Annotated in this window: 25 protein-coding genes and 1 pseudogene; 18 read left to right on the top strand and 8 right to left on the bottom strand. The window is 51.3% G+C overall.

Annotated elements, in window-relative coordinates; all coding sequences use genetic code 11:
- Nucleotides 1–31: 31 nt before the first annotated feature.
- The 3 genes from MRBBS_RS09095 (at nucleotide 32) to MRBBS_RS20420 (ending at nucleotide 1,131) form a co-directional block, all read left to right on the top strand.
- Nucleotides 32–385: a RidA family protein gene (locus MRBBS_RS09095; protein ID WP_014871183.1), complete on the top strand. Its 354-nt coding sequence runs from the start codon at nucleotides 32–34 to the stop codon at nucleotides 383–385.
- 282 nt (nucleotides 386–667) lie between these two features.
- A complete protein-coding gene (locus tag MRBBS_RS09090; RefSeq protein WP_014871181.1) occupies nucleotides 668–919 on the top strand; it encodes a hypothetical protein in 252 nt (83 codons plus the stop codon).
- Complete coding sequence (locus MRBBS_RS20420; protein ID WP_083847028.1) at nucleotides 916–1,131, top strand: NAD(P)-binding protein; 216 nt, start codon at nucleotides 916–918, stop codon at nucleotides 1,129–1,131. The genes MRBBS_RS09090 and MRBBS_RS20420 overlap by 4 nt, the downstream gene beginning before the upstream one ends.
- Here the strand turns inward: MRBBS_RS20420 and MRBBS_RS09085 are convergent.
- On the bottom strand, nucleotides 1,036–1,932 hold the full coding sequence (locus tag MRBBS_RS09085) for an allantoinase PuuE (RefSeq protein WP_014871180.1): 897 nt from the start codon (nucleotides 1,930–1,932) through the stop codon (nucleotides 1,036–1,038). The two genes, MRBBS_RS20420 and MRBBS_RS09085, sit on opposite strands and share 96 nt — an antisense overlap.
- 30 nt (nucleotides 1,933–1,962) lie before the next feature.
- On the bottom strand, nucleotides 1,963–2,445 hold the full coding sequence (locus tag MRBBS_RS09080; RefSeq protein WP_014871179.1) for a MurR/RpiR family transcriptional regulator: 483 nt from the start codon (nucleotides 2,443–2,445) through the stop codon (nucleotides 1,963–1,965).
- A 407-nt stretch (nucleotides 2,446–2,852) separates the two neighbouring features.
- Here MRBBS_RS09080 and MRBBS_RS09075 point away from each other — a divergent pair, with 407 nt between their 5' ends.
- The gene (locus MRBBS_RS09075) at nucleotides 2,853–3,452 is read left to right on the top strand and encodes a GntR family transcriptional regulator (RefSeq protein ID WP_014871178.1); all 600 of its coding nucleotides are present in this window, start codon (nucleotides 2,853–2,855) and stop codon (nucleotides 3,450–3,452) included.
- A 149-nt stretch (nucleotides 3,453–3,601) separates the two neighbouring features.
- Here the strand turns inward: MRBBS_RS09075 and MRBBS_RS09070 are convergent, their stop codons facing one another.
- Complete coding sequence (locus MRBBS_RS09070; RefSeq protein WP_014871177.1) at nucleotides 3,602–4,249, bottom strand: GntR family transcriptional regulator; 648 nt, start codon at nucleotides 4,247–4,249, stop codon at nucleotides 3,602–3,604.
- Between the two features lie 307 nt (nucleotides 4,250–4,556).
- Between MRBBS_RS09070 and MRBBS_RS09065 the strand changes: the two genes are divergently transcribed.
- From MRBBS_RS09065 to umuC, 7 genes are all read left to right on the top strand, one after another.
- Nucleotides 4,557–5,663 (top strand): ABC transporter ATP-binding protein, encoded by a 1,107-nt coding sequence (locus tag MRBBS_RS09065; RefSeq protein ID WP_014871176.1) that lies wholly within the window; start codon nucleotides 4,557–4,559, stop codon nucleotides 5,661–5,663.
- Between the two features lie 38 nt (nucleotides 5,664–5,701).
- Nucleotides 5,702–7,051 (top strand): ABC transporter substrate-binding protein, encoded by a 1,350-nt coding sequence (locus MRBBS_RS09060; protein WP_014871175.1) that lies wholly within the window; start codon nucleotides 5,702–5,704, stop codon nucleotides 7,049–7,051.
- A gap of 73 nt (nucleotides 7,052–7,124) precedes the next feature.
- Nucleotides 7,125–7,973 (top strand): ABC transporter permease, encoded by an 849-nt coding sequence (locus MRBBS_RS09055; protein ID WP_014871174.1) that lies wholly within the window; start codon nucleotides 7,125–7,127, stop codon nucleotides 7,971–7,973.
- Between the two features lie 2 nt (nucleotides 7,974–7,975).
- Nucleotides 7,976–8,818, top strand: coding sequence for an ABC transporter permease (locus MRBBS_RS09050; protein ID WP_014871173.1), 843 nt, complete (start codon nucleotides 7,976–7,978; stop codon nucleotides 8,816–8,818).
- A 200-nt stretch (nucleotides 8,819–9,018) separates the two neighbouring features.
- Entirely contained in the window at nucleotides 9,019–9,420 is a 402-nt protein-coding gene (locus tag MRBBS_RS18660; RefSeq protein WP_227497608.1) for a cupin domain-containing protein, read from the top strand.
- A gap of 402 nt (nucleotides 9,421–9,822) precedes the next feature.
- Nucleotides 9,823–10,266, top strand: a complete 444-nt coding sequence (gene umuD, locus MRBBS_RS09040; protein ID WP_041635200.1) for a translesion error-prone DNA polymerase V autoproteolytic subunit — start codon at nucleotides 9,823–9,825, stop codon at nucleotides 10,264–10,266.
- Nucleotides 10,267–10,288: 22 nt separating this feature from the next.
- Nucleotides 10,289–11,566, top strand: coding sequence for a translesion error-prone DNA polymerase V subunit UmuC (gene umuC / locus MRBBS_RS09035; RefSeq protein ID WP_041635199.1), 1,278 nt, complete (start codon nucleotides 10,289–10,291; stop codon nucleotides 11,564–11,566).
- Between the two features lie 184 nt (nucleotides 11,567–11,750).
- On the opposite strand, the gene MRBBS_RS09030 is transcribed toward umuC, so the two are convergent.
- Nucleotides 11,751–12,254, bottom strand: coding sequence for a YgjP-like metallopeptidase domain-containing protein (locus MRBBS_RS09030; protein WP_014871169.1), 504 nt, complete (start codon nucleotides 12,252–12,254; stop codon nucleotides 11,751–11,753).
- A 235-nt stretch (nucleotides 12,255–12,489) separates the two neighbouring features.
- Between MRBBS_RS09030 and MRBBS_RS19375 the strand changes: the two are divergent.
- Nucleotides 12,490–12,636: pseudogene (locus MRBBS_RS19375) on the top strand (IS3 family transposase); the annotation flags it as partial.
- Between the two features lie 204 nt (nucleotides 12,637–12,840).
- Here the strand turns inward: MRBBS_RS19375 and MRBBS_RS20415 are convergent.
- Nucleotides 12,841–13,107, bottom strand: a complete 267-nt coding sequence (locus MRBBS_RS20415) for a FixG Ig-like domain-containing protein (protein WP_227497649.1) — start codon at nucleotides 13,105–13,107, stop codon at nucleotides 12,841–12,843.
- Nucleotides 13,108–13,343: 236 nt separating this feature from the next.
- On the bottom strand, nucleotides 13,344–14,666 hold the full coding sequence (locus tag MRBBS_RS09020; protein ID WP_014871166.1) for an AAA family ATPase: 1,323 nt from the start codon (nucleotides 14,664–14,666) through the stop codon (nucleotides 13,344–13,346).
- A 357-nt stretch (nucleotides 14,667–15,023) separates the two neighbouring features.
- Between MRBBS_RS09020 and MRBBS_RS09015 the strand changes: the two genes are divergently transcribed.
- The 3 genes from MRBBS_RS09015 (at nucleotide 15,024) to MRBBS_RS09005 (ending at nucleotide 20,564) form a co-directional block, all read left to right on the top strand.
- Nucleotides 15,024–16,997: an HDOD domain-containing protein gene (locus MRBBS_RS09015; RefSeq protein WP_041635550.1), complete on the top strand. Its 1,974-nt coding sequence runs from the start codon at nucleotides 15,024–15,026 to the stop codon at nucleotides 16,995–16,997.
- Between the two features lie 17 nt (nucleotides 16,998–17,014).
- Nucleotides 17,015–19,186: an EAL domain-containing protein gene (locus MRBBS_RS09010; RefSeq protein ID WP_041635197.1), complete on the top strand. Its 2,172-nt coding sequence runs from the start codon at nucleotides 17,015–17,017 to the stop codon at nucleotides 19,184–19,186.
- Nucleotides 19,187–19,301: 115 nt separating this feature from the next.
- Nucleotides 19,302–20,564 carry a tyrosine-type recombinase/integrase gene (locus MRBBS_RS09005; RefSeq protein WP_014871163.1) on the top strand — a complete coding sequence of 421 codons (1,263 nt, stop codon included), beginning with the start codon at nucleotides 19,302–19,304 and terminating at the stop codon, nucleotides 20,562–20,564.
- A gap of 25 nt (nucleotides 20,565–20,589) precedes the next feature.
- Here MRBBS_RS09005 and MRBBS_RS09000 read toward each other — a convergent pair whose 3' ends face one another.
- Complete coding sequence (locus MRBBS_RS09000; protein WP_014871162.1) at nucleotides 20,590–21,594, bottom strand: zinc ABC transporter substrate-binding protein; 1,005 nt, start codon at nucleotides 21,592–21,594, stop codon at nucleotides 20,590–20,592.
- A 150-nt stretch (nucleotides 21,595–21,744) separates the two neighbouring features.
- On the opposite strand from MRBBS_RS09000, the gene MRBBS_RS08995 reads away from it, so the two are divergent.
- The 3 genes from MRBBS_RS08995 to MRBBS_RS08985 are packed head-to-tail and all read left to right on the top strand — an operon-like array spanning nucleotide 21,745 to nucleotide 24,641.
- Nucleotides 21,745–22,470, top strand: a complete 726-nt coding sequence (locus tag MRBBS_RS08995; protein WP_014871161.1) for a metal ABC transporter ATP-binding protein — start codon at nucleotides 21,745–21,747, stop codon at nucleotides 22,468–22,470.
- Nucleotides 22,470–23,276 carry a metal ABC transporter permease gene (locus MRBBS_RS08990; RefSeq protein ID WP_014871160.1) on the top strand — a complete coding sequence of 269 codons (807 nt, stop codon included), beginning with the start codon at nucleotides 22,470–22,472 and terminating at the stop codon, nucleotides 23,274–23,276. Before MRBBS_RS08995 ends, MRBBS_RS08990 begins: the two co-directional genes overlap by 1 nt.
- A 39-nt stretch (nucleotides 23,277–23,315) precedes the next feature.
- Nucleotides 23,316–24,641 carry a peptidoglycan DD-metalloendopeptidase family protein gene (locus MRBBS_RS08985; RefSeq protein WP_014871159.1) on the top strand — a complete coding sequence of 442 codons (1,326 nt, stop codon included), beginning with the start codon at nucleotides 23,316–23,318 and terminating at the stop codon, nucleotides 24,639–24,641.
- Here MRBBS_RS08985 and MRBBS_RS08980 read toward each other — a convergent pair.
- Entirely contained in the window at nucleotides 24,634–25,680 is a 1,047-nt protein-coding gene (locus MRBBS_RS08980) for a CobW family GTP-binding protein (RefSeq protein ID WP_014871158.1), read from the bottom strand. The two genes, MRBBS_RS08985 and MRBBS_RS08980, sit on opposite strands and share 8 nt — an antisense overlap.
- Between the last annotated feature and the right edge of the window lie 28 nt (nucleotides 25,681–25,708).

Raw genomic sequence — 25,708 nt, 5'->3', positions numbered from 1 at the left:
TTCTTTTCACTTTTTTTTCAGGAACCTCAAGATGACACTTTTTCGCCATGAAACCGGCATCCGCATGAGCCGTGCAGTTGTTCACCACGACACTATCTACCTCTGTGGTCAGGTAGCCGAAAATCGTAATGCCGATATTACCGGCCAGACCGAAACAATGCTGACAAAAGTAGACGCTCTTCTCGAATCTGTCGGCAGCGACCGTTATCACTTGCTATCTGCCACTATATATCTGAAAGACATGATTCTTTTCGAGGCGATGAATCGGGTCTGGGATGCCTGGGTACCCGAAGGCTTCGCGCCCGCGCGCGCCGGTGTCGAGGCAAAGATGGCAAGCCCTGAATTACTGGTGGAAATTTCAGTTGTTGCTGCAGTAGCTAGATAACTTGTTTACTCCGAATCAACATGATTTGAGGAGGGTGTGGACTACCGCTTGACGAGCGTAACCAAAGCTTTCAGCGATGATTAGCACGCCTACAAATTCACTGGAGAAACTTCATGTACATCGCCTTTTCCGAATATGTCAGAAAACACGAACCAATCGTTGGTTCGTTGTAGCCAGTGACAGTCTTTCGTAGTCATGGTCAATTCCTCCTGATGGTTACGATGGAATCAATAAAGCGCGCGGAGGTTTCTCAAAACAAATGCGGATTTATAGGAGTTCTCTATGACGGCGGCCAAGACAGCCATCGCAACAAGCGTCGCACGGATTTTCTCGAAAGGGGAACTCAAGGCTTCCGCGCGGACTCTTGCAGTCGATTGTGATTACGTAGCGAAAGAGATTGACCATATCTTTGTAATTAACTCTGACCATGAGGCGGAAGACCTAAAGGCCCAACAATTCAACTTTGACCGCATAGGTAAAATATTGCCCAAAGCCAAATCGCTGCCAGCCCAATATGGAGTTCAATTATCATGAAGGTTCTTGTTTTGGGTGGTGGGGTTGCAGGCGTTTTTACTGCGTGGTGCCTGGCTAAATCTGGGCACGAAATAACCGTTGTCGAGCGGAATCTCACTACGAGAGCTCCAGACCCTTCAACTCCGGTCCAGCCAAGCCTTAGCAATTTCTTCGCGGGTGGTAAACCATATGCCTTCATGCCTTTGCGCATATTCGATAAATCGCTTGATTGATCTAACTCGTCCCGGTCGCCCGACCATCCGTGGGTGGAGTCCAATGGACATCATGCGCAGGCCCTCAGAGGATTCGTCATACAACACATCGAAGCTTTCCTTCATATACTCCAGGAAGTCTGACGCCTGAGATAACCCCGGCGAGTTCCAGTAGCGAAAGTCGTTCACATCACTGGTGTAGGGCACAACGAGATGTTGCCGGCCCTCAACATTAACGAAGTACGGAACATCGTCGTTATAGGCATCGGAGTCATACAGAAATCCTCCTTCCTCAGCCACAAGGCGACGAGTGTGCACGCTGGCACCGTAACGGCAATACCAGCCGACCGGTCGCTTACCGCAGGTGCGCTGGAAAGACTCTACCGCCAGGCGAATGTGTTCGCGCTCTTCGGCTTCGGTCAACCTAAACACTTCTTCCCAGCGATAACCATGACTGCAAATTTCATGACCCAACTCAACAGCTGCTTTGGCAACATCCGGGTTCTGCTCAAAGGCGACGGCGCAGGCGTGGAAGGTTGCTGGTACATTAGCCTGCTGCAAAATGTCGAGGATCCTCCAGATACCGACGCGCGCACCATATTCGTACATTGACTCCATTGCCAGGTTGCGCACGCCCTCAGGGAATTGGTAGCTCCCCCATTCGGTCATACTTTCTTGATCAGAGTCGCCCATCGCTAGCGATCGTTCCGAACCCTCTTCGTAGTTGATGACGAAATTAATCGCTAGCCGCGCACCATTTGGCCAAGCGCCCTGCGGGCGTTGTCGTCCGTAACCGACGAGATCGCGAAGGGGTAGATTCATAGAACCAATCTCCTGGTAGTCAGTAACGTTCTAACTATCGAGCCAAGCTCGACTGTCAATATTGTTTAACGCATCGTAATTCCGGCCGTTGAGCGTTTGTCCATCACGAAAGGCCAGTTCCATCGCCAGGGTCTGTGCAATACAGAAGGCAGCAGTCAGCGAACGAAAGCCCAGCAGTTCAGCATCGTTGACCTCAATCAACACCGAGGCTTTTGGCCCTATAGGGCTGATGATGCTATCGGTGATCGCAATAATCGGCGCGCCGATCGTTACGACCTGCTCATAGGCATCCACCGTTCCCTGCGCATAAGGCGGAAAGCTAACGGCTATTAAAACATCGTCGCTATGCAACGCGCTGACCTGCTCGCGCAAGCTGCCACCCAGACCACTGATATGAACAGCGCTGCGTCCGACACGGCTTAATGCATAGCTAAGATACGCCGCCATGGGAAACGATCGACCCATGCCGACCACAAAAAAAGTTCGGGCCTCCTGCAATAAGGCAATCGTCATTTTGCATGCTTCCGAGTGATAAAGCTTCTCAAGGTACATGCAATCGATAAGCCAAGACCAAAAGATCTCGGGAAAAACCTATAAAACATTTAAAAACATAGGATTAAAGATGATGATAGTAGCTGGGCCAGGCCCATTTCGAGCGGGCAGTGATCGGTCTGTTAGCCTGCATGCACTATCACGGAGCAGGCGCGCCCCACGGGCATGCTTTACGGGCCAGGGGTTTACGCTAGCGCGCCCAGGATAAGATAATGAGCGGTAGTTAGATTGCTAGGGAAACACTGATTTATTCCCCTCACGTTGTCGGTTTGGTAAAATGGTCGCTCCTCCGCAGGAATCGACAGAGACTGTCATGAAGCAAACGAGTTTCGCCCAAGCAGAGTTTGCTGCCCCCCGGCACCCGACTGGTGGACGCCCAGATTGTCGACTCCCTGAACGCCAACCGCAATCATGTCCAGGCGGCGCTGAAACACCTGGCACTGCAGAAAATCGTCACCATCGAACCCAACCGCGGCGCCCATTCGTGCCAACCCACCGCCCGCGAAGCGAGAAAAATTTTTGTGGCGCGGCGGGCCATTGAAGGCGCTGTGGTGGCATCGATCACCCCGCAACGGGTGCGCCAGTTCGAAGCTCAGGTGAATGCCCATATGGCGGCGGCGGAAAAGGCCACCCGGAAAAGTGACCGTCGTGCCATTGTGCAGGAACTGAACAGTATCCACCTTCTTCTAGGGCGGATCAGCGGCAATAGTATGCTGTCAGACATCCTCGACAACCTTATGGTGCGCAGCTCGTTGATTGTGGCGCTCTATCAACGCAATGACGAACCGACCTGCCAGCACCGCGAGCACCGCGAGCACCGTGACATTCTGCAGGCTCTGTCCGCCGGCGAGGGTGAGAAAGCGGTGAAACTGATGAAGCACCATCTGGATCATCTGGCAGCAGAGCTGGCCCTGGAGAAAGACCAGGACCGGAGGATTGACCTTAAGGCGGTACTGGCCAGCGTCTGAGCAGAGTAGCCGGCGAATCTGGCCTTAACCGGGTTACGGTCCATATAAGGGCATGCTCCCAGTACCGTAGCGCCGTCTGGTAATTGGTAATGCCAGATTGGTTCAGACTACATCCGGATTTGTGCTCGCAGTCTAAGAGTGATGGTCAGTCAAGAGGGCTTAAGGGCTCCAATTAAATCGACCTCACGACTATGACAATCCAATAATAAATTGCGCTGTATATGGGCAAGGTGCTCTTCCATGAGCCTGACTGCCTGACTCTCATCCCCTGAAAACAATGCCTGCATCACCGCCTGATGCTCACCAATTGAGCATTTCACATCCGGAGTTTCCTGATAGAGGGCAATGATCAGTGAGGTTCGGGCGATTAGAGTATCGTTCATTTCTGCCAGGATCTTATTGCCGGAAATGTTTCCTAACAACCGGTGAAAATTACCGGATTCCCTAATCATTTGCTGCCGCTCTTGGCTGATGATTGCCTCTCGTTCACGCTCTACCTGGTTGATTAGCCGACTCTTGTTGCGGGCCGTCAGGTTGCAAATGACGCCTTCCACAATAGCTTGCTCCAATATCCGTCTAACGTGGAATACCTGTGTTGCCTCGTCAGCTGTCGGCATGGCCACGAACGCACCCCGGTTGGGGATCAGTGCGACGATTTTGGTTTCCGAGGCTAGCTTTTGCAGGGCGGCACGGACGTGGTTGCGGTTGGCGTCAAGCGCTTCCACAAGCTTGGCTTCCGTCAACTGGGCTCCTGGAGGCAGTCGGTGTTCAACAATAGCGTCTGTTAACGTGTTCATGATGCGTCTTATTTCACGGCTCGCTCGCGTCGTCATAACTTATTAAATCGTTAGCAATGTTTTAATGAAAATACCGGAATTCACCTCAAAAAATACTGCCTAAGTGTGCACTGACATGGTTCTCCATGCCTCATGTTGAGGCATGTTTCTAATAATATCCATTTTTTTAATTTATTGAAATTGCTAATTCTTGGATAACACATCTTCATTTTTTGCCTAAAAATTATATGGATACATGACAATCTTCAAGAATGGCACGTTCTCTGCTTAATCTACCAGGTAGATTGTTAACAATATTGGAGGTTGCATGGGAGCGGGGTCGGTAGAGTTGGTTGGTGTCGTCAAGCGCTATGATGAAGATGTGGCGGCGGTGCGAGAGATAAATCTGTCTATTCCGGGTGGCTCATACTGCTGTCTACTCGGGCCCAGCGGCTGCGGTAAGTCCACGACCTTGCGCATGATTGCCGGCCACGAGGAGGTAACTGAGGGTGATATTCTGCTGAATAATCGGAACGTTACCGACTTGTCTCCGCGGAAACGGGGCACAGCAATGATGTTTCAGAACTATGCCCTTTTTCCTCATTTGAACAGTCTCGATAACGTGGCCTTCAGCCTTCGTATAGCCGGGGTTGCCGGTGATGAGCGCCGATCCAGAGCCCGCGAGATGCTTGCTCTTGTCAACATGGAATCCTTCGCAGATGCCCTGCCTGATCAATTGTCAGGTGGTCAGCAACAACGGGTCGCCCTCGCCCGAGCTTTGATCAACCAGCCAGAAGTTATCTTGTTGGACGAGCCATTGTCAGCGCTGGACCCTTTCCTTCGCACCCGTATGCGAACAGAACTGAAAAAGATCCAGCAGCAACTCGGCATTACTTTCATCCACGTCACTCATTCCCAGGACGAGGCCTTTGCGCTGGCAGACCAGGTGGTCGTCATGAACGAAGGCATTATCGAACAGGTTGACCCCCCCGCTACTATATTTCGCTCCCCCCGCACCGCCTTTGTTGCGAGCTTTATAGGTGGTCACAATATTATCGAAGGCACGTTCATGTCGCAGGGACTCCGCGTCAGCAATCAACTCACTCTGCCAACGCCATCCTGGTCATCGGAACATGGTCTGGCACCAGTCGGAGTGTCATTGCGCTGTGACCGAATTTCGGTTCAACACTCGCCATCGGCAGCATCGTTGGTCACTTCCATGAAAATCCTGTTCGTCGAGTACCAGGGCCGATACGTGCACTTGCAGGGTCGCTGTGCGGACGGGCTGACGCTGTCGGTGTATCAGAGCGACAGTGACTTTCTTGTCCACCCTGTTCAGGAGGGAGATACAGTCTATCTGGACTGGAGTCCCCAAGACCTCAACCCGCTATACAGCGGAGCTAGCTCCATGGAAGCCCTGGCGACAACCGCCTGAAGCAACCAGCTGATAACAGACCACAAAGGAGAAAGATCGTGACTGATGATATCAACCCAGGCACCGAAGCTGCAGAATCAGTACCAGAAAAGAGCAGTCAAAATACCGGCAAAACATTTGGCATGAGCCGCCGGGGGTTTCTTAAGACGACAGGCGCACTTGCCGGGGCAGCGGTAGGCTCTGGCGCCATTACCGGCTTCCCTATGATATGGGCTCAGAACATAAAGAATGTCACCTTGCGCCAGTTCGGAACCGGGGTATCCAACCTCAATGCTATAGCGCAAAAAGCCAAGGAAGATCTGGGTATCAATCTGCAACTGACAGCCCTGGACTCCGATGCGGTGTCCCAGAGAGCTATCACACAACCAAACTCTTACGACATCGCCGATATCGAATACTGGATTGCCAAAAAGGTATTCCCGGCCGGTGTCATGCAACCCATGGATACTCGACGCCTGAAAAACTACGACAAAATCTCGCCGCTATTCATCACAGGAAAGCTGAATGAGAACTCGGTGATTGCCCAGGGCACAGCTCCCCACAAAGTCGGATTTGTGGAAAGCAGTGATTCCACCAGCTTTGCCAATGAACCTACCCGATGGATGACCCTGATCCCCACTATCTACAACGCTGATACGCTTGGTATCCGTCCTGACCTGGTAGGTCGGCCGATCACCAATTGGCGGGATATTATGGATCCCGCTTTCCGCGGTAAGACTTCTATTCTCAACATACCCTCCATTGGCATCATGGACGCGGCAATGATCTGTGAGTCTATGGGCGAGGTTAAATATGGCGATAAGGGCAACATGACGCGTGCTGAGATAGACGCAACCATAGAGGTACTCAAAAAGGCCAAGGCTGATGGACAGTTCCGTGCCTTCTGGAAGAGCTTTGACGAGTCGGTCAACCTGATGTCCTCTGGAGAAGTTGTCATACAGTCCATGTGGTCTCCAGCCGTCAGCGCTGTGAGAGCAAAGGGTATTCCCTGCAAGTATCAACCGCTAGAGGAGGGTTACCGCGCCTGGGGAGGCGGTATCGGTCTGGCGAAACATCTGTCGGGGCTGGAACTGGACGCTGCTTATGAATATATCGACTGGTATCTGTCTGGCTGGGTGGGCGCCTACCTGACACGGCAGGGGTACTACAGTGCCGCGCCTGAAACCTCGAAGGCTTTCCTGACCGAAAACGAATGGGGCTACTGGATTGAAGGCAAGGAGGCGCAAAACGATATCACGAACCCTGACGGGAAGGTCGTGGAAACGGCTGGCATTGTCCGCGATGGCGGCTCATATGAGGAGCGCATGGGATCGGTGGCCTGCTGGAACTCGGTGATGGATGAGGATCGTCACATGGTTCGAAAGTGGAACGAATTTATCGCCTCCTGAGGTGCTCTCATAATGTGCAGTCCTGTCACCACCCGATGTGAACGGTGGTGACAGGCGGATAAGGAGACACCGGGTGTCGACATTCAGAACAAGCTACCTGCAGGTCACGCCACTGGCCTTAGTCATTTTGGCATTTCTGCTGTTTCCTATACTGACCATCGTTATTGTCAGTTTCTGGGACTTTAATGCCTACCAATTGTTACCTGATTTTATTTGGGGAAATTATGAGTTTCTGCTCACTTCGGAAGTGACTTTAAAAGCTTATCTAACAACTTTTTTTTATGCAGCGTCTACTTGGCTGATCACGTTTGTACTCGGCTTTACAATAGCCTACTTCCTGTCCTTCCACGTGCGCACTCCGTTGATGCAGGGAATCCTTTTTGTGCTTTGTACTATTCCCTTCCTGACCTCCAATATCATCCGCATGATCTCCTGGATTCCCTTGCTGGGTCGTAATGGACTGATAAATTCCGGGCTGCAGGGGTTGGGGCTAACGTCGGAGCCTGTCGAATGGCTACTATACAGTGACTTCTCAGTGATCCTCGCGTTTGTGCATCTTTATACCCTTTTCATGGTCATCCCGATCTTCAACTCGATGATGCGCATAGATCGAAACCTGGTCGAAGCCTCGATAGACGCCGGCGCTACAACCTGGCAGACGATTCGTCATGTAATTCTGCCGCTCTGCAAATCCGGGATCGCCATTGGCTCAATCTTTGTGGTGACCCTCGTGATGGGTGACTTTATTACCGTAAGGCTGATGAGTGGCGGGCTCAGCGCCTCTGTTGGCGTACTGATCTATAACGAGATTTCGATGTTGCAATATCCAGCCGCTGCCGCCGGAGCGGTGGTGCTTCTGATAACCGTTCTCCTATTGCTATCGATACTGTTTCGCTTCATCAACATTCGACAGGAGCTTTAATTATGAACGTCAAACGGGGCCCTGTTCATGTCATGCTTACGCTGACATTCGGGCTATTCCTGCTGTTCCTTTACGGTCCTACCATCACTATCGCGTTGCTGTCTTTCCAGGGGCCGGACGGTGGCCTGACATTCCCTATGAACGGCCTGTCGCTGCATTGGTATTTCAACCTTTTCGAGAAGCAACAGGTGGGGGATTTCGGTGGTTCGTTGAGTCGGTCCCTTTTGCTGGGGATCTCCGTCATGACTTGCACCATTTTGTTTTCGCTGCTGGCTGGGTTGGCCTATCGCCGATATTTTCGTGGCGGCACGGTGCTGTTCTATCTGACCCTGGTTAGCCTGATCCTGCCGTCGATACTGATTAGTCTCGGCATAGGAATTCTTTTTGACCAATTGGGAATCTCCCCACACTGGTACAGTTCGGCTTTTGGTGCCCACCTTACCTGGACCCTACCGTTCGGCCTGCTTATTATGTTTGCAGTGTTCAATCGTTTTAATAAGCATTACGAGGCAGCCGCGATAGACATGGGCGCCAGCCCCTGGCAGAGTTTTTCGCTAGTAGTGTTGCCGCTAATACTGCCAAGCTTGATTGGTGTCGGGTTGCTCGGTTTTACCCTGTCTTATGATGAGTTCGCCAGGACTCTCATGACATCCGGAACCTTCAATACCCTGCCTCTGGAAATTTATGGTATGACCACTAATGTGACCACGCCGGTGCTCTACGCCCTGGGCACCTTCACTACACTTATTTCCTTTGCTCTGATCGGTACTGCCCTTGTTGCCATGCGTCTAGCCCAACGCCGCCGCACTGCCCGCCGAGCGGATGCAGAAACCTCATTACGCTGAAGGCATCGATATTGCTCGACATAGGGCGAAACACCATCCCCCCCCGAGATAGAGACCAATCTATGAGTATAAAATCCAATGGTCACCCCAATTACTATTCACCGTCTGACGGGCACCCACCACAGACTCAATTGTTAACTGATTGAGCTGTGTTCGAAGAGGCATACGTCTTTATTCCAAAGGGCGCCTTACAGGACGTCGTGACTAGTCGACTACCGCATTGGGAAAAAACGCGTTTGTGGGTTTTGTCGCGACCGCTCTCCGGATTTGCCGAAACTTTTTCTCAATACATTGTTGAGGTCTCGCCAGCTGGCGGAAGCCAAAAGCCTGAACCCGACAAACTGGCTGAAAGTGTTTTGTTTGTGGTTGATGAAAAGGTGTCGTTAACGGTTGAATCAAAAACGTACAAGATGGAAAACGGTGGTTACGCATTTCTGCCGCTAGGTGCAAACTGGGCTTTAACGAACGAGTCCGAAAATAAAGTGGTTTTCCATTGGATACGAAAAGCTTACGAATTTGTCGATGGCGTCGATACACCTCCGTATTTTGTTATTAATGTGGACGACCACACAAAGTACTTAATTTCCACGCAAAGTATTTAATCTTGCGTGCTACCGTATAACTACTTGATTCTTATCGAGTTGTTTAATTTCACTATGGTCCCAATGACTTATTAGGCTGGTCACGTAACGCTTTACTTTGTAATTGCACGGGACGTCGCGATCAAGGATCGGAATAAAGCGTTTGGGTGAGCGCTGGAGACTGCGCTTGCTCGGCTGCCCTCCCCTTGTTTCGGCGTTTTGGGCCAAACTTCAAAGTCGTAACCGGCATCCACAAAGCTGGCCGGCGTGATCGCCAATATCTCCGAAACTCGCGCATCGGTCGAGGAATATGTAAGTGCAATTTTACGAATCTCTTGTAACCAAATTGTTTCTAAACTCGTTTGACCTGGCGATCGAATCCCATCAAACTACTGTATAAATAAACAGTATTTGGTGTAAATCATGTCCTGCATCCTGCTTGGTGACGCCCAAACCTTCCTCCGCTTGCGCATCCCGCTCTTTCTGGAGCGAGTATCCGCTGGCTTTCCCTCGCCCGCAGAGGACTACATTGAGAAAACTCTCGATTTAAATGAGCTGTGCATCCAACACCCTGCAGCGACTTTTTTTGTGCGAGTGCAAGGGGAATCCATGATCGGTGTCGGCATTTTTCCTGGCGATGTCCTAGTGGTTGACCGATCTCTGCGAGCACAACACGGTGACATCATTATCGCCAGCCTGGAGTCAGAGATGACGGTTAAGGAGCTACATCTCACACCTCTACCAGTTTGCCTGCTTCCAAGAAACCCGGCTTATCAGCCAATCCTTATCGAAGACGGCATGGTGTTAGAAGTGTTTGGTGTGGTCACCAATGTCGTCCGATCGCTTAAGCGGGGACGGAAGTCATAATGACGTCCACCGAGACAACTGCATGAAAACGGTGTTCGCCCTTGTTGACTGCAACAACTTCTACGCCAGCTGTGAAAAGCTATTTAGACCGGATTTACGGGATACCCCGGTGATCGTGCTGTCCAACAATGATGGCTGCGTGGTTGCCCGCTCACGGGAGGCTAAAGCGCTCGGCATTAAAATGGGCGTTCCGGTACACCACATACGGTCGGAAATTCGACTGCACGGCATTCACTTGTTTTCGTCCAATTACACTCTTTACGGTGACCTGAGCCGGCGTGTAATGACGACCCTGGAAGCTTTGGCGCCGCGGGTAGATGTGTACTCCATTGATGAAGCTTTCCTGGATCTTTCAGGCGTTGAGCGGGTTGTGCCCCTAAGAGATTTTGGGCACCAGGTGAAAGACATCGTTGTTCAGAATACCGGCCTGCCAGTCTGTGTCGGCATCGCGCCCACTCGAACTCTAGCGAAACTCGCCAACTATGCGGCTAAAAAATACCGGGCAACTGAGGGTGTTGTAGATCTGACCGATACTGGACGGCAGCGACGATTAATGGCTCTGGCGCCCGTGGATGAAGTTTGGGGTGTTGGCCGGAAAATATCAGCCAAGCTCCAGGCAATGGGGATCAATACCGCACTCAAACTCGCTGACGCGGATCCTGCAACGTTGCGTAAACAGTTTTCCGTGATACTGGAACGCACAATTCGTGAACTGAATGGCACTGCCTGCATACCCTGGGAGGATGTCCCTCAGCCGAAAAAGCAGATTATGTGCTCCCGTTCGTTTGGTTCCCCGGTAAAAGCCTTATCCGACCTGGAAGAAGCCGTTGTCCAGTTTGCCTCGAGAGCGACAGAAAAACTCCGGAAAGGGGGACAGTACGCCGGCGCACTGATGGTGTTTTTTCGAACCAACTCGTTCCGAACGGAGCTGCCTCAGTATTCCAATAGCGCATCCGTAGGGCTGATCACACCCACACAAGACTCGAGAGTCATCGTTCAGCAGGTTCTAAGTTTACTCAGGTCTATGTATCGGCCGGGTTACGACTATGCGAAAGCCGGCGTGATGTTGAGTGACTTGGTTAACGAGGCGGCCATCCAAGAGGATTTTTTCGCCAGCCCGTCACCTGGTCAGGATGACCGAGCCGCCCGGTTGATGTCCGTGATGGACGAGATCAACCGAAGATCACGAACAAAGGTGTGCAGTGCCAGGCAAGCAGGCCCCGCGGCTTATGCAATGCGAAAAGAGCATTTGTCGCCGGCTTACACGACAGATTGGAGGCAGTTACCCGGGGTAACTTGAAACTCAAAAAGGGGCCTTGCTTGAGGATTTAGGCCGAGTTAGTTCGAATATCGGGGGTAGTATATACTAACAAATTAGAACACCACCCGTTCTGCCATCCAATTCAGCCATTCCTGACAAATTGAGTAGCGAAGAAAAATTCCGCATTATCCTGGAGATCACTCCTTTTGTGATTGTTGTAAGTTCAGAAATGGATAGATTGTTGCTCACGCCAGTGCAGCCACAAACGGGTATCTAGCTCAAGTTGATGATAATCAGGCTCCATATGGCAGCACAATTGATAGAAAGCTTTGTTATGCTCTTTTTCTCTTAGATGCGATAGCTCGTGCACTGCGATCATTCGCAAAAACTCAGGCGGCGCCTCTTTGAATAAGCTGGCCACCGTGATGCTGTTATTTGACTTTAGCTTACTGCCTTGCACTCGTGATTGATAAGTATGAACACCCAGCGCATTTTTAAGCACCTGGAGCTTGCTGTTGTAGCTGACTTGAGAAATAGGGTTACCTTTACGCATATACTGATTTTTTAGCTCGATTACATAGTGGTACAGCGCCTTATCGCTTTGTATTTCGTGAAGGTCTGGATATTTTTTTTCGAGATAATTGCCTAAACGACCACTAGTAATCAGCAAACCTGCTTGTGTTTTAATTTGCTCAGAGTAATGAGCTATATACTTTAAGGTAGTCACTGATTTAATCCTTTATATTAGGCATATGGAGTGAGTCGAAAAAGCCATATCTGCGAATTGTAGCGTATTTCCCTCACACCTTCTGTTCACGTTTTGCCCGTGCAGGGTAGATGTTGTAGTGGTTCAATGATTCCGAACACCAACGTAGGTGGTAATATTGCCGCTATAAGCGAGGTGTCTGATGACCAGGAAACGACGATCTTTTACGCCGGAGTTCAAGTAGAAAGCGGCCTGTCTGGCGCTTGACCAAAGGTATTCTATTGCCGAAGCCAGCCGCTCCTTAGATGTCGGCGAAAACGCCTTTACCCCCAAATTCAAAGCTCTGACCCTGGAGCAGCGGCGAATTCAGGAACTGGAAGCTCGTTGTGAGCGGCTGGAACGGGCGATTCAAGGTTCGCCGATTGATGAGTGAGCTGGGGCTGATCTGCAAACAGTTAGGTCCACACGCCTACAGACTCCAGAAATTTAGTACTTTCCGTGGTTGTCTAATGGACCCGTAAACCTGCTTGTTGCCATTAAACTTGAATCGTCTTGCCCAAGTTGAGTCAGATAAAATTCAATTTCCGTAACATCAACTTTCAGCGCATCAGACGCGACGGTCACGGAAAATGGAAACGTCAGCTGCTTCTCCAGGGTTTAAGTTGACATACGCCGGACCAATTATATTCAAGCCTTCGAATCCTTTTACACTGACATTATATCTTTTGTTTTGATGACTTTTATTGATGATCTTCAATGTGTAGCTATTTTCTATCTCGCCTTGCGTGTTCAAGCGATATAGGCCTCTGTCCTTGGCGAAGTCCAAACTCACGAGAGGCCTCGAAGCTATGGCCAAGGTCAACGTTATTATCATCGCTATCAGAACGGCGCCATAGCCTACGAGCCGGGGACGAACAATTTTTAAAGGCTCGCCACTGAGTTCTCGCTCACTGGTGTACCTGGTTGCCGGTTTCACCGTTTTACCGTATGGACTTTGCCGAGGGCGAGCAATACCAGCACTTTCTGAAAGCCGCCGGAAGTGCCGCATTAACCGACCAGGGCAAGCGCTTTTAAACCCGTTCCGATATCTTATTTAAGAAATGCTGGATTTCAACCCTCGAACCGGTTATCCGTCTTACCTGCCAATCCACGCAGAAAGTGGTCCAGAGAAATGTTGCTGGGTTGTTCGCGAAGGGCTTTCAGCAGACACTCCTGGTCGCCAAATATGACCTGATCGTAACGCGGCTCACGGTCGGAACCTCGAATCACAGACTGGACGCCGCCTCCCAGCTTCGAAGACCCTGGCGCAACTTGGCTTGCCAAATCTCGTAAATGGGTGGCCAAGTGGGCTCGTTGAGAAACGCTAAGGGCTTCCCAGTCAAGTGCTGCCAGTCCGGTCTGGATAATTTCTATAGTGTCGTCGTCCATCGTGCGCCCAAGCAATGCAAAGCAAGCCGCAAATGCCTCATTGCGAAGCATTGGCGGCAATGACGGATCAGAGACAAGGTCATCGAATTCGACAACGGCCTGCCGAACCCGGGTCCCAAGGTCTGCTTTTGGCGGCGTGGGTTCGCTAGCGGGCGTTGCTATTGGTCTATCCTGCTCCGATCTCCGAACGGCCTTGTACCAATAGGCTGCAATTCCGGATTTTCTGGGCGGCAGTTGTTCCAACCTTATCTTCACCCTGTCCGCCAGTGAGTGAAACTGCCGACAGGACGGGTCTGACTGAGCCAGCAAGGCCACCGGGCGCTGCGTGATCACTGATTGGCGCAGTGTTTCGTCACGCCAGATGGCGCCCAGATAGTGTGGCTGCACGTTCAAGTGACTTTGCGATGCCGCTGCAAAGCGCTGAAATATCGATTGTGCCTGACTGGCACCATGAGCCATGTTAACCAGCACACTCGGGGTACGCCGGTAGCCTTGCCGCTGCAACACCTTGATGAGCGAAAATGCATCTGTTAGAGAAGCCGGGTCAGGAGTGACCACCACACATGCCATAGCAGCGGAGGCAATCATGTGAAGTACCACTGGCTGCAGGCCAGCGGCAGTATCAATAAGAACATAATCGTAACGGCGTTCAAGTGCAGCAAGGCTTTTGAGCAAATCTAGACTGCCGGCAACACCTAATTCCATGCACCGTTGCACCCCCGATGCACCAGGAATCACATGCAGTCCCAGAGGCGCCTCCATGATAATCTCATCAAGTGTGCATTCTCGGCGAAGGACGTGTTCCAGAGTGTGTTTCGGATACTGACCCAGCATGATGGCAACATTGGCAAGATCCAAGTCTCCATCGAGCAGCAGCACGCCGTGGCCCTCGCGCGTGAGGGCCAACGCAAGATTGATGGCAACCGAAGTTTTACCGACACCACCTTTACCGCCGGTGACGGCAATAACCCTGGGCTGGGTTGAAATATGCCTCGAATCCGTCATCGGTCTCTCTTTGATACTGACCTCAAAACCACGGTCAAAGAAGTAAAACAGACTAATTTATGACATCAATTCTACAGCGAACATGCAAGACAATATAGCCAGCGAGACGACACTTCGGGTACTTTCGTTGTATTTCTGACAATCTTTTAAGTGGCAATATCAGGTAGATCACACAGCATAAGTCTAATTAGCGGATTTTCGATTGCCACAATTGTGAGACTCAAATCGGATTTTAATCCATTCAGAATTTAGGAAAATTTTCAATAGCCTGTATTTATTTTATGGAATTGATTGTTTAAGCTCTCATCATTATGGTAATTATGAATGAAGTGTCAGATGTACATGACCGGTAATTCTATGCAAATATCTCCGAATACAGAATTACCCAGCCTCCCCGAAGTCACTCTTAGGGCGCTGGAAGCGTGTCGAAAGGAAGACAGCTATCGTCATATCAGCAATATTATCTCGGCCGACACTGCCCTCACCACGCAAGTACTGGCCATGGCTAATTCATCACTCTACGGCCGGTCAGGAGAAATTCGCTCGGTTGAGCAAGCACTGCTCCGGCTTGGCACTGAACGTTTACGCACACTGATTCTCACTGCCGCACTCCGGCAGTTGATGTTCGATCTTGGTGCAGACCAGTGGCAGCAACTTCGTGATTTCTGGCGCCACTCTCTCACCACCGCACTGACCGCCAAAACCCTCGCCACGCTTACCCGCTACCCCTCGGCGGACGAGGCCTTTATGTTGGGAATGCTCCATAACATTGGCGAACTGATTGCTCTGAAAATGACTCCGGGTGATCTTCAAAAGCAGTATCTCGATCACCAGGCAGAGATCGGAGCGCAGCTTGCTCAGGCCTGGGGGCTGGGGCAGATGGCAGCAGATGCCATGCGTTATCAAAAGGCTCCGGCGTCGGAAATCCGTGATGCGGCCCATCTGGTCAAGTTGATCAATCTGTCAACACGGCTGGCTCAATCCGATGCGGCCGGTATCGCGGCAGCAGGCACCATTTTCAGTCTCAGTGAAGATCTCACCCGGGAATTATCACTGCGCATCAACCATGAAGTTGCTGCCCTCGCGCAATCGTTAGGTGTCACCCTTGAACATACCTATGACGGCCACAAAGCAAGCCAGACATTGCGCAATACCGTTATTCGCCAAGCCATGACCGACCAGGCTCTCAGCCCGGCCAACGACTCAGGCCCGGCGCTAGCGAGCACAGTGGTCAACCTCACTCTATTAACAGGTTGCCCCAGCCTATTTTTCAGAGTTGACGATGGCATTCTGATCCTGGCATCGGATAGTCAAGGCGAACCGCCCGACATGACGATTGTTGCCGCTTCCACAGGCAGTGTGCTAACGCAAAGCTTCAGGGATCAAAAAGCTGTGCTGCTGGCTGAACGTTCGCCCAACGTGCTCGACAAACAATTATTGGCGCTACTTAACACATCGTCCCTCATGGCTGCTCCAGTGCTGTTCGAAGACGTTTGTCAGGGCGTTTTTGTGATTGGCACCGATGCCGTAAACATGAGGTCGACTCTGGAACTAGCTGAAATGTTCTGCGCGCGATTACCACACCTCATTGCGAGCAAAGAGGCGAAAAATCAGGACGATGTAACAGCAGCTGATATTGACCAGGCCCTTGCCCAAGATAATGTACGACGGTACATTCATGAAATCAGCAATCCCTTAACCATCATTCGGCAGTACATTTATCAACTACGTGGGCGGCTTGAAAATGAACAGGTTCGGGAACAACTGGATATTATCCGGGAAGAGCTTGAGCGCGCTGGCAATCTGTTGGTGCAGATGGGTGAGAGCCAAGAACCCAACCCGAACACCGACGAGCCGACAAGCCTTAATCGAGAATTGAGAGCCCTGCACGCCCTATTTCAGGACAGTTTGTTCAGAAACGGCGATATTGATTGCGATCTGATTTTGAGCGAAGAATCAACAAATCTGGCGGCTGGCAGGGCGCCGGTGCGCCAGGTGATTCTTAACCTGATCCGAAACGCGGTCGAGTGCATGCCGGATGGGGGGAAGCTCAGGCTTGAAAGCGCCTCGCCCGTCTGGCAACAAGGCCGGCAATGGATCGAAATGCTGATCGAAGACAACGGCCCGGGTTTACCGAAAGCCATTCAAAGTAGTCTGTTCAAGCCTGTAAAATCCAGTAAGGGCGTGACCCACAGCGGACTAGGGCTGAGCATTGTTAAACAACTCATTGATGACATGGAGGGCATCATTGGATACCGCACGGGGAGTTCTGGCACCAGTTTCAGGCTTCTCCTGCCGGCGGCATCTGATTCCAGCAAAGGTCCGACATAAATCATGGGCGGCACGCGATGACACAGCAACCGATCTCTTCGCCAGTGACGGACACTATCGTGGCTCGGATACTCGTCGCCGATGACGACCCGAGGCTGCTGAGTAGTCTCTCCTCACTGCTGGAGCAACAAGGTTATCTTGTTACCTCGGCGTTGGGCGGAAGAGAAGCCTGCAGACAGCTGAACACGGGCACCTTTGACCTCGCCATGCTTGACCTGAGAATGCCTGAATTAGACGGTTTTGAAGTCATGGCCCATGCCGCAAAAGTTCAGCCCAAATGCGGCATTATCGTCGTCAGCGGGGAGAGTTCGTTCAGTTCTGTCAGTCGTGCGCTGCGCAAAGGAGCTCAAGATTACATCAAGAAACCCTTTGACCCAGACGAAATGCTTACCACGCTGGAAGCTGTATTGGGCAAACAGTCGCTGGTTAGAGCTCATACCGATGTACAACAGCGACTTGAAAAGTCCGAAGCATTGCACCGTTACATCGTCAACAACTCCCCAGACATTGTCTTCATGCTTGATGACCAAGGGCGCTTCTGTTTCATCAACAGCAAGATTGAATCGTTGTTGGGCTACAACAGTGAAGAGCTCAACGGAAAGCATTTCCGGCACCTACTTGACGAACAGGACATTGCTCGCGGCACTCATCCCCTCCGGGACCCAAGCGTTACACCTGAAAATCCCCGCACCTTCGAAGTGAAACTCAAAACCCGAGGCAGCCAAAAAGCCAATCGCTATTTCGAGATCACTGCGTTTCCAGTTGATCATGGAACCTTGCCTCTGGGAGCCGATTTCAATGCCCGCAATTCTGATTCCAAGGCGCGGTTTTACGGCACCGCAAGAGACGTGACTGAACGTAAGGAAGCGGAAGCCTTCATAAATTTCCAAGCCTATCATGATTTGCTAACCCGGTTGCCCAACCGGGCACTGTTCACCGACCGGTTGAGCCTTGCAATTACACAGGCGAGTCGCAGCAAACAGAAACTCGCAGTCATGTTTCTGGACCTGGACCGGTTCAAAGTGGTTAACGATACTTTGGGTCACGCCATGGGTGACGTTTTGTTACAAGTGGTCACCCAGCGTCTGGAGAATTGCCTCCGTAAAGGTGACACACTCTCACGGTTTGGCGGTGACGAGTTCACACTGTTGCTGCCCGCCATTAACAGCAGTAACGATGCCCGGCGTATTGCCAAGAAGCTGATTGATGCCCTCAAAGCACCCTTTCAATTGGGCGAACACGAAGTATTTGTCGGAGTTAGTATCGGCATCTCCCTTTACCCGGAGGCCGGCACCTCAATGGATCAGCTGATCCAGAACGCAGATATTGCCATGTATCACGTGAAGGCTCGGGGCAAGGATGGCTACCGTTTTTACAGCGAATCCATGAACATCGACACCGTCAACCGTCTCAGCCTGGAAAGGGATCTCAGGCAGGCTCTCGAGAACAACGAACTGCGGGTTTACTACCAGCCGCAAGTTTGCGCCAAAAGCGGACGCATTGTGGGGCTGGAGGCGCTGGTTCGCTGGCAACACCCGGATCGAGGACTGCTCTACCCCAAAGATTTCCTTCCATTGGCCGAAGAAACCAAACTGATTGTAGCGCTTAGCGAGCAGGTACTGGCCCAGGCGTGCCGGCATGTCAAAGGGTGGATACTTGATGGCAACAGGGATTTGAGGCTGGCAGTAAACATGTCGCCGATTCAGGTAGAGCACCCGCGATTTGTCGAAAACCTAATCAGGCAACTCAAAAATGAAGAGTTTCCACCCAGCCATCTGGAAATCGAAATTACCGAAAATGTCATTATGAATGACCTCAAGCAGATCAGCCAAAAGCTCCAACAACTGGCCGACCATGGAGTCCGCATTGCAATCGATGATTTCGGTACCGGCTATTCTTCGCTGAACTACCTTCACCAGTTACCTATCCACACGTTAAAAGTAGATCAGTCGTTTATCCGCGGAATTGGAAATGGAGAAGACGACGCCTGCATCGTCAATGCTATCGTGGCCATGGCTCACGGCCTGAGGTTGGACATTATTGCAGAAGGCGTAGAGACAGATGCGCAATTGGTCTATCTGAGAGGGCTTGGCTGCCAGCAGATACAGGGCTTCCTCTATGGTCCCGCTCAGTCCCCCGAAGCCATTTCAAGGATGTTGGATGGTCAGCGAGTAAGAGCCGTAGTCTGACGAATGTCCCATCAAGGTGGTAAAAAAAGCTGTTATTGAAAATAACGGCCAAATCGAACATTAAAAGGATTAGATTAGCGGTTCAATCCAAAAATCATCACTATCAAGGACTAAAGTGTCAGCACCCTTTACCGGTCAGCCGCTGTTCGATACCGCTCATTACCTTGAAGATCTGTCAGACTTTCATTGCCATCCATCCATACCGACATTTCTGGCGTCTCTGCCGCAGCCCTTGACGACACTGCGCGATGATTATGAAATTAGTCGCCAATTTCTGATGAAATACGCCGATGTGCCTGGAACGTTTTCACGCTTTCGCGGTGAAGTTCAGCGTTTTCTGAATTATCTTTGGGTAACCACCAAACGCACGTTGGCGCAAACCGACGCCGATGTTGTGACCGCGTATTTCAAGACCTTGAAGAATCCACCCCATAGCTGGATTGCTCGCGGTGTGTTTTCGGCTTTCACCCATGCCAATGGTTTACGTCTACCAAACCGCCAATGGCGTCCGTTTGCGCTGCGCTCCAGCGATGAAAACGCCGTTTACAATGCCAGCCAAGCCAGCCTGAACGCCAGTCGAACGGCTTTACAAACCTTCTTTAAATATCTGGTTTACCGACAATATCTGCTAACAGACCCGCTTAGCGACTTACGCCGCCGTGATCGTCGCGCCAAACCGCAACTGGCCAAAGATCTCGAAGTCGCTGTGCGCCGGCTAACCGATTGGCAGTGGTCCTGGTTGCTAGAAACCTTGGTTACCGAAGCAGATCAAAACCCCAAATGTGAACGACATTTGTTTGTGATTGTTACCATGAAATCGTTGTTTCTTCGGGTTGGCGAGTTGGCGCCGCGTCCGCTAGACGATGGCGCAGACCGGATTCCAGTTTTTGGTGATTTCCGCCGGAAAGTCATTCAGGGCGATCAATATTGGTCGTACTTTGTGTTTGGTAAAGGCGACAAAGCCCGTTCAGTCACCCTACCCGATGCCTATCTGCCTTACCTGAAACGTTGGCGTGCCTACTTGGACTTACTATCGCCTATGCCAGACCCGGGCGATCATCACCCTATCCTACCCTCAACCCATGGCACAGCGCTGGGCAAACGTCAGGTTCAACGCATTTACGAGCAGGCCGTTATGTTCGCTGTTGCGCGAATGGAGGAAGCCGGTTTTGTCGACGAAGCCCGACAGCTTGAAGCGATAAGGTCGGAAACCCATTACCTGCGCCACACCGGCGCCAGCCAGGCGATCGAATCCGGCGCGGATATTCGCCACATCAGTGAAGAACTCGGCCATGCCAGCGCGGCTTTTACCGAGTCGGTTTACGTTAACTCGGATCAGGCCCGCAAGCGGTTTCAAGGCCGCGAGCGGAAAGTGTGAGAAAAGTTGAGGGTTCGTAACCCCCTTATTTCTTTCCAAGGCATGATTGGAGCCCGTCCGCGATCTCGATCAATAAGTCTGGGTACAGGTTGGCGCCGGTAGCCAGGCCTGATCCTAATGGGTCAATAACTCCAGACGTGTTAACGCCCGTTCCGCCAAAAACCGCTTTAACGATACCTGGGTTGTATTGTGGCTCAGTGAACACACAGCTTACGTCTAAATTTGTCACAACTGCTCTGATTTCTGCAATCCGGGCCGGGCTTGGTTTTGATGCATCCCCGATCGAGATCGCCCCTGCTGCCAGAATGCCAAAGCGTTTTTCGAAATATTGGTAAGCATCATGGAAAACAATGAATTGTTTATTTTCGAGCTGCGCTACGGTGATTTCAATACGACTGACTGCAGCATCAATGTCAGCTTGTCCAATCGCTGAATTTTCAAGGTACTGAGCGGCATTTTCAGGATCTTCTTCTGCCAGAGCCGCTGCGATCACATCAAGCCAGACCTTTCCGTTGGCGGGGTCTAACCACGCATGCGGGTCAGCACCACTGTTTTCTTGATGATGGCCTTCAGTATGCTCATCGTCTTTCTCTTCCCCATCTTGGAGGTCATCATGAGTGCCGTGTTCACCCTCCTTTTCCTCGTCGTGATCGCTATCACCATGAGCATCGAAAGTGGCTCCTTCTCTGAAGGCATAGGTCGTTGTGCCCATCGCCTCCAACAACTCGACTTTCGTTGAATCGGGAGACAGTTTATCCAGAGACCTTTCAAGCCAGGGTGTCAGGCCCTCACCTACCCAGAACACGACGTCCGCTTCCTGTAGTGCCTGAGCTTCCGATGGGCTGAGCGAATAGTTATGCGGCGAAGCGCCAGACTGAACAATGAGATCCGGCCTGCCTACTCCAGCCATTACCTGCGACACGAGGGAGTGAATGGGTGTGATGTCAGTCGCCACATTGGGGACAGCATTTGCACTAAACGGCAAGGTTGCTATAAACGCAGTAGCCATTAATTTTTGGCGCTTTCTCATTCTTTTTCAGCCTTTTCGTAATGGAAGTTTTATTTCTTAATGTTATGTTATAACATTGTAATTAACTAGGAAAGAGGTTTACGTTGTGAAAGCTGAAAAATGCTCCAGACCTGCGCGGATGTGTGTGACCTGCTTTCGATGGAAAAACAAATGAGAGTACTTGCCACCAAAAACCTGTCCGTCAGTTTTGGCGGGAACCGAGTACTGAAAGACATTAATATCCATATAGAGCGGGGCGAAATAGTGACGATTGTCGGCCCGAACGGGTCAGGAAAATCGACGCTTCTGCGCGCGATTATCGGCGCCCAGGTACCCACGTCCGGCAAGGTTGAAATTATCAGTAAACAGATTATTGGCTACGTTCCACAGCGCCTCTATATTGATGAAACACTCCCAATGACGGTTTATCGGTTTCTATCGCTTCCCAAGCGCCAGCAAAGGGACGACATGAAGACTGCCCTCCAGCAAGCGGGGTTGTCTGGTCTTGGCAAACAACAGTTAAGCACCCTGTCCGGAGGGCAGTTCCAGCGCGTTTTGCTGGCCCGAGCCCTGATAGAGAAACCCGATCTACTTTTGTTGGATGAGGCTACCCAAGGGCTGGACCATTCTGGGTCAGCAGACTTTTACCGGCAGATTGAGAGGGTGCGGCAAGAACTGGGTTGCGCCATCCTGATGGTAAGCCATGAGCTGCACACTGTGATGCGAACATCAGATCGCGTTATCTGCCTGAACGGCAGTATTTGTTGCGAGGGCGCGCCTGAGGTTGTCAAGGTCGCTCCCGAATATCGATTATTATTTGGCTTCGATAATGCGGAAATGTTCGCTAGTTACCATCACCATGACCATGCAACTCCCCGGCACGAGGAAGCTATTTAATGTTCGATGACTTTATGTTCCGCGCTTCCCTTGCCGGCCTCGGTGTCGCAATCGCCGCAGCGCCGCTTGGCTGTTTTATTGTTTGGCGGCGTATGGCTTTTTTCGGCGATGCAACCGCACATGCCGCCATTTTGGGGGTAGCGTTGTCACTTACGTTATCCATGCCAATATTTGCAGGAGTTTTGGTGGTATCGCTGTTAATGGCTCTGGCCGTTACAACTCTGAGTGAACGCGGTTACGCCATGGATACTCTGCTTGGTGTCTTGTCGCACTCTTCGCTGGCTTTTGGGCTGGTGGCAGTCTCCTTTTTGTCGGGTATTCGCATCGACCTTATGGCTTATTTGTTTGGCGACATCCTGTCTGTTGGTGCCCTTGACCTCGGTGTAATTTGGGGCGGTGCAGCCCTGGTTCTCACATTGGTTTGTTGGCGCTGGTCAGCTCTGCTTACATCAACTGTTAACCCTGAACTCGCTTGCGCAAGTGGCATTTCGCCCAAGCGAGAGAAAATGATTCTCACCTTATCATTGGCGGTTGTTGTGGCTGTCGCCATTAAAGTAGTGGGAGTATTGCTGATTGCCGCCATGCTAATCATACCGGCAGCGACGGCTCGCCCCTTCAGTAGAACGCCAGAAACAATGGCCATTATTGCAGCGATTATCGGGTGCGGTGCCTCACTTGCCGGCTTGCAAGCGTCTTACCTAATGAACACCCCGACAGGCCCAACAATCGTCTGTACTGTTGCTGTGCTTTTCGGTGTGTCCAGCATCTTCCGGCACTTCATCCAGACACAAAAAACTCATGCCTGACCGGCGATTCTGGGCAGCTCGCGGAGACAGTTCATAATTATGTTATTTCGACACTTTTTTACACTTAACCACAAAATCATACTGTCCCTGGCAATCGTTTTCGTTGCCGTCGCCCTACTAATCCAACTGGACAACCCAGACACCCTGAATGCTAAGCCAAATAGAGACTTGGCCGCCGTGTCTCAGCCCACATTTCCGCAATCTCCGCCGGCCAGCGAGCCTGAAACACAGAGTTACCTGATCAAAAAGGGGGATACCCTGAGTGACATTTTCGATTCAAAAGGTATTCCTGGGTCTGTATTGCACCAGATTCTTGAAGCTGACGTCGAATATCTATCCCTTGAAACGCTGCAACCCGGAAAACGGGTCACGTTCAAGTACGACGGGCACCGAGTGCTTGAGGCATTAGTACTGCGCATTGATGCGGCCAGAACCATTACTTTTTCCCTCCAGGACGATGGCGCATTTGTTGCCCGCAAAGAGGAATCCGAGACCCATTGGCACTCGGCCATTACCCGCGGGGCTATTAAGGGAAGTTTTTATGCCTCCGCCGTCAAGTCGGGACTCAGTGACGCTGAGGTGGCCGAGGTAGCTTACCTTCTAAAAAGTAAGATCGATTTTCGGCGCGACCTCAGGTCAGGGGATACTTTCACTGTTGTCACGGGTCGCGAGATGACTCACGATTCGCCAACGGGCCGCCAACGAATTGAAGCGGTATCCCTGCTCCGCGGGCTTAAAGCCTACAACGCGTTTCTCTTCGAAGATGGCAACTACTATAACGAGACTGGCGAGAGCGTTTTGCTGGCATTTTTGCGTTGGCCCACTGAAAAACGCTTCAGAATAAGTTCCCCGTTCAGTCCTGATCGTCTCAACCCGATTACCGGCAGACGATCACCTCATAACGGTGTCGATCTCGCAACACCTGTCGGCACTCCCATAGTAAGTACCGGCGACGGCGTCGTTTCGCGTATTGGCAACCATCCCTTTGCCGGGCGGTATGTCGATATCAGTCACAGTGGAACCTTTGAAACACGTTACCTCCACTTGAGCAAAGTTCTAGTCAAACGAGGTCAAAGAATAAAGCGGGGCCAAAAAATTGCACTAACAGGCAATTCGGGACGCTCAACAGGGTCCCATCTGCATTTCGAGTTTCATGTGAACGGCCAACCCGTTAATCCGCTGACTGCGGATATCCCGACTGCCGCAAAAGTGCCTGATATCGAACTTGCTTCCTTTAAAGCACAAGTCAGCAAACAACTGGCGTCCATGCAGCCGCGAATCAGCTCCGATCTTATTTTGGCAACCGGGTCGCCGAAATCCACTCGGACCACTGAAGAAAATGAGGGGCGTCACGACATCAACTGACGCAGGCCTTACAGGCTAGAAGGCTCGCTTCGAAGCCTTCAAAAACCATTTCGTCATTGTCGATGCCTTCGATGCAACTCTCCTGGGCCTCGTCCAACTCCACCTCAGTTAACGCCTGGTCGCTGAAGTTGTAGCCAAAAACACCGTCTGACGTAATGAATATGGCTTTTACCCTCTGTAGGGTAAGACCGGAAAAGAACGCAAACAACCGGCCTCTATCAAACAGAATGCTGGCGTGAAAACGCCAGCCAATCGACGTAAAACCATCAGCCTGTTTTTTGATTGTCATGTAATCACCCGCAGCCAATGGCCTGTGATCTGAGCGCTCTGTGGATTCGTGTTGCCCAACGGCGGTTTTTGATAATGCGGGCACCACGAAGCGCCGGGATGGGTCAGGGTCAGACTCCGGCGCTGCATAAACCGCAGGAACCGAGAGGGCACTGAACGGAATCTCCCCGAAACTCACTCGATATAACGGCTTTTCGTGACTGGCTTTTTCCACAAGATAAGCACCCAGGGAAGAAAAGTCGTCGTCTGTACACTGATCGGATTTATTCGCCACGAGTACGTCGGCTACTGCAATTTGCTGGATGAATGTAGCGTTCCGGGTATAACGCGAATCTCGTGTGCGCCGAGGATCAATCAAGGTCAGCGTCGCCCTCAAATCAATAACGGTGGCGTAATGCGGCTGGCGCAATGACTTAATGACTTCCTGAGGGTGCCCCAACCCCGTTGGTTCGATGAGCAACCGGTCTGGTTTTGCGGCTATTAATAGTCTGTTCAACGCCATCTGCATAGGCAAACCTGAAACGCAACACATGCAGCCGCCGGGCACCTCACGGATAAAAACGCCAGTTTGAGCCCCCTGGCCTCCAGCCATCAAACCGCCGTCGATACCTATTTCGCCGAACTCATTGACCAATACCGCCCAACGCTCATTGGCGGGTTTATTGGCCAAGAGGTGCAAAATGGCCGTGGTTTTGCCCACTCCCAGGAATCCAGTGATGATATTGGTTGGCACCGCTTTGGTGATTTTCATGCTGACACTCTTTGATTTGGCACTTTTC

The organism is Marinobacter sp. BSs20148, from assembly GCF_000283275.1.
Lineage (GTDB): Bacteria > Pseudomonadota > Gammaproteobacteria > Pseudomonadales > Oleiphilaceae > Marinobacter > Marinobacter psychrophilus.
Note: the sequence above shows the minus strand (reverse complement) of the source record. Positions and strands in the feature narration are given on the sequence as shown.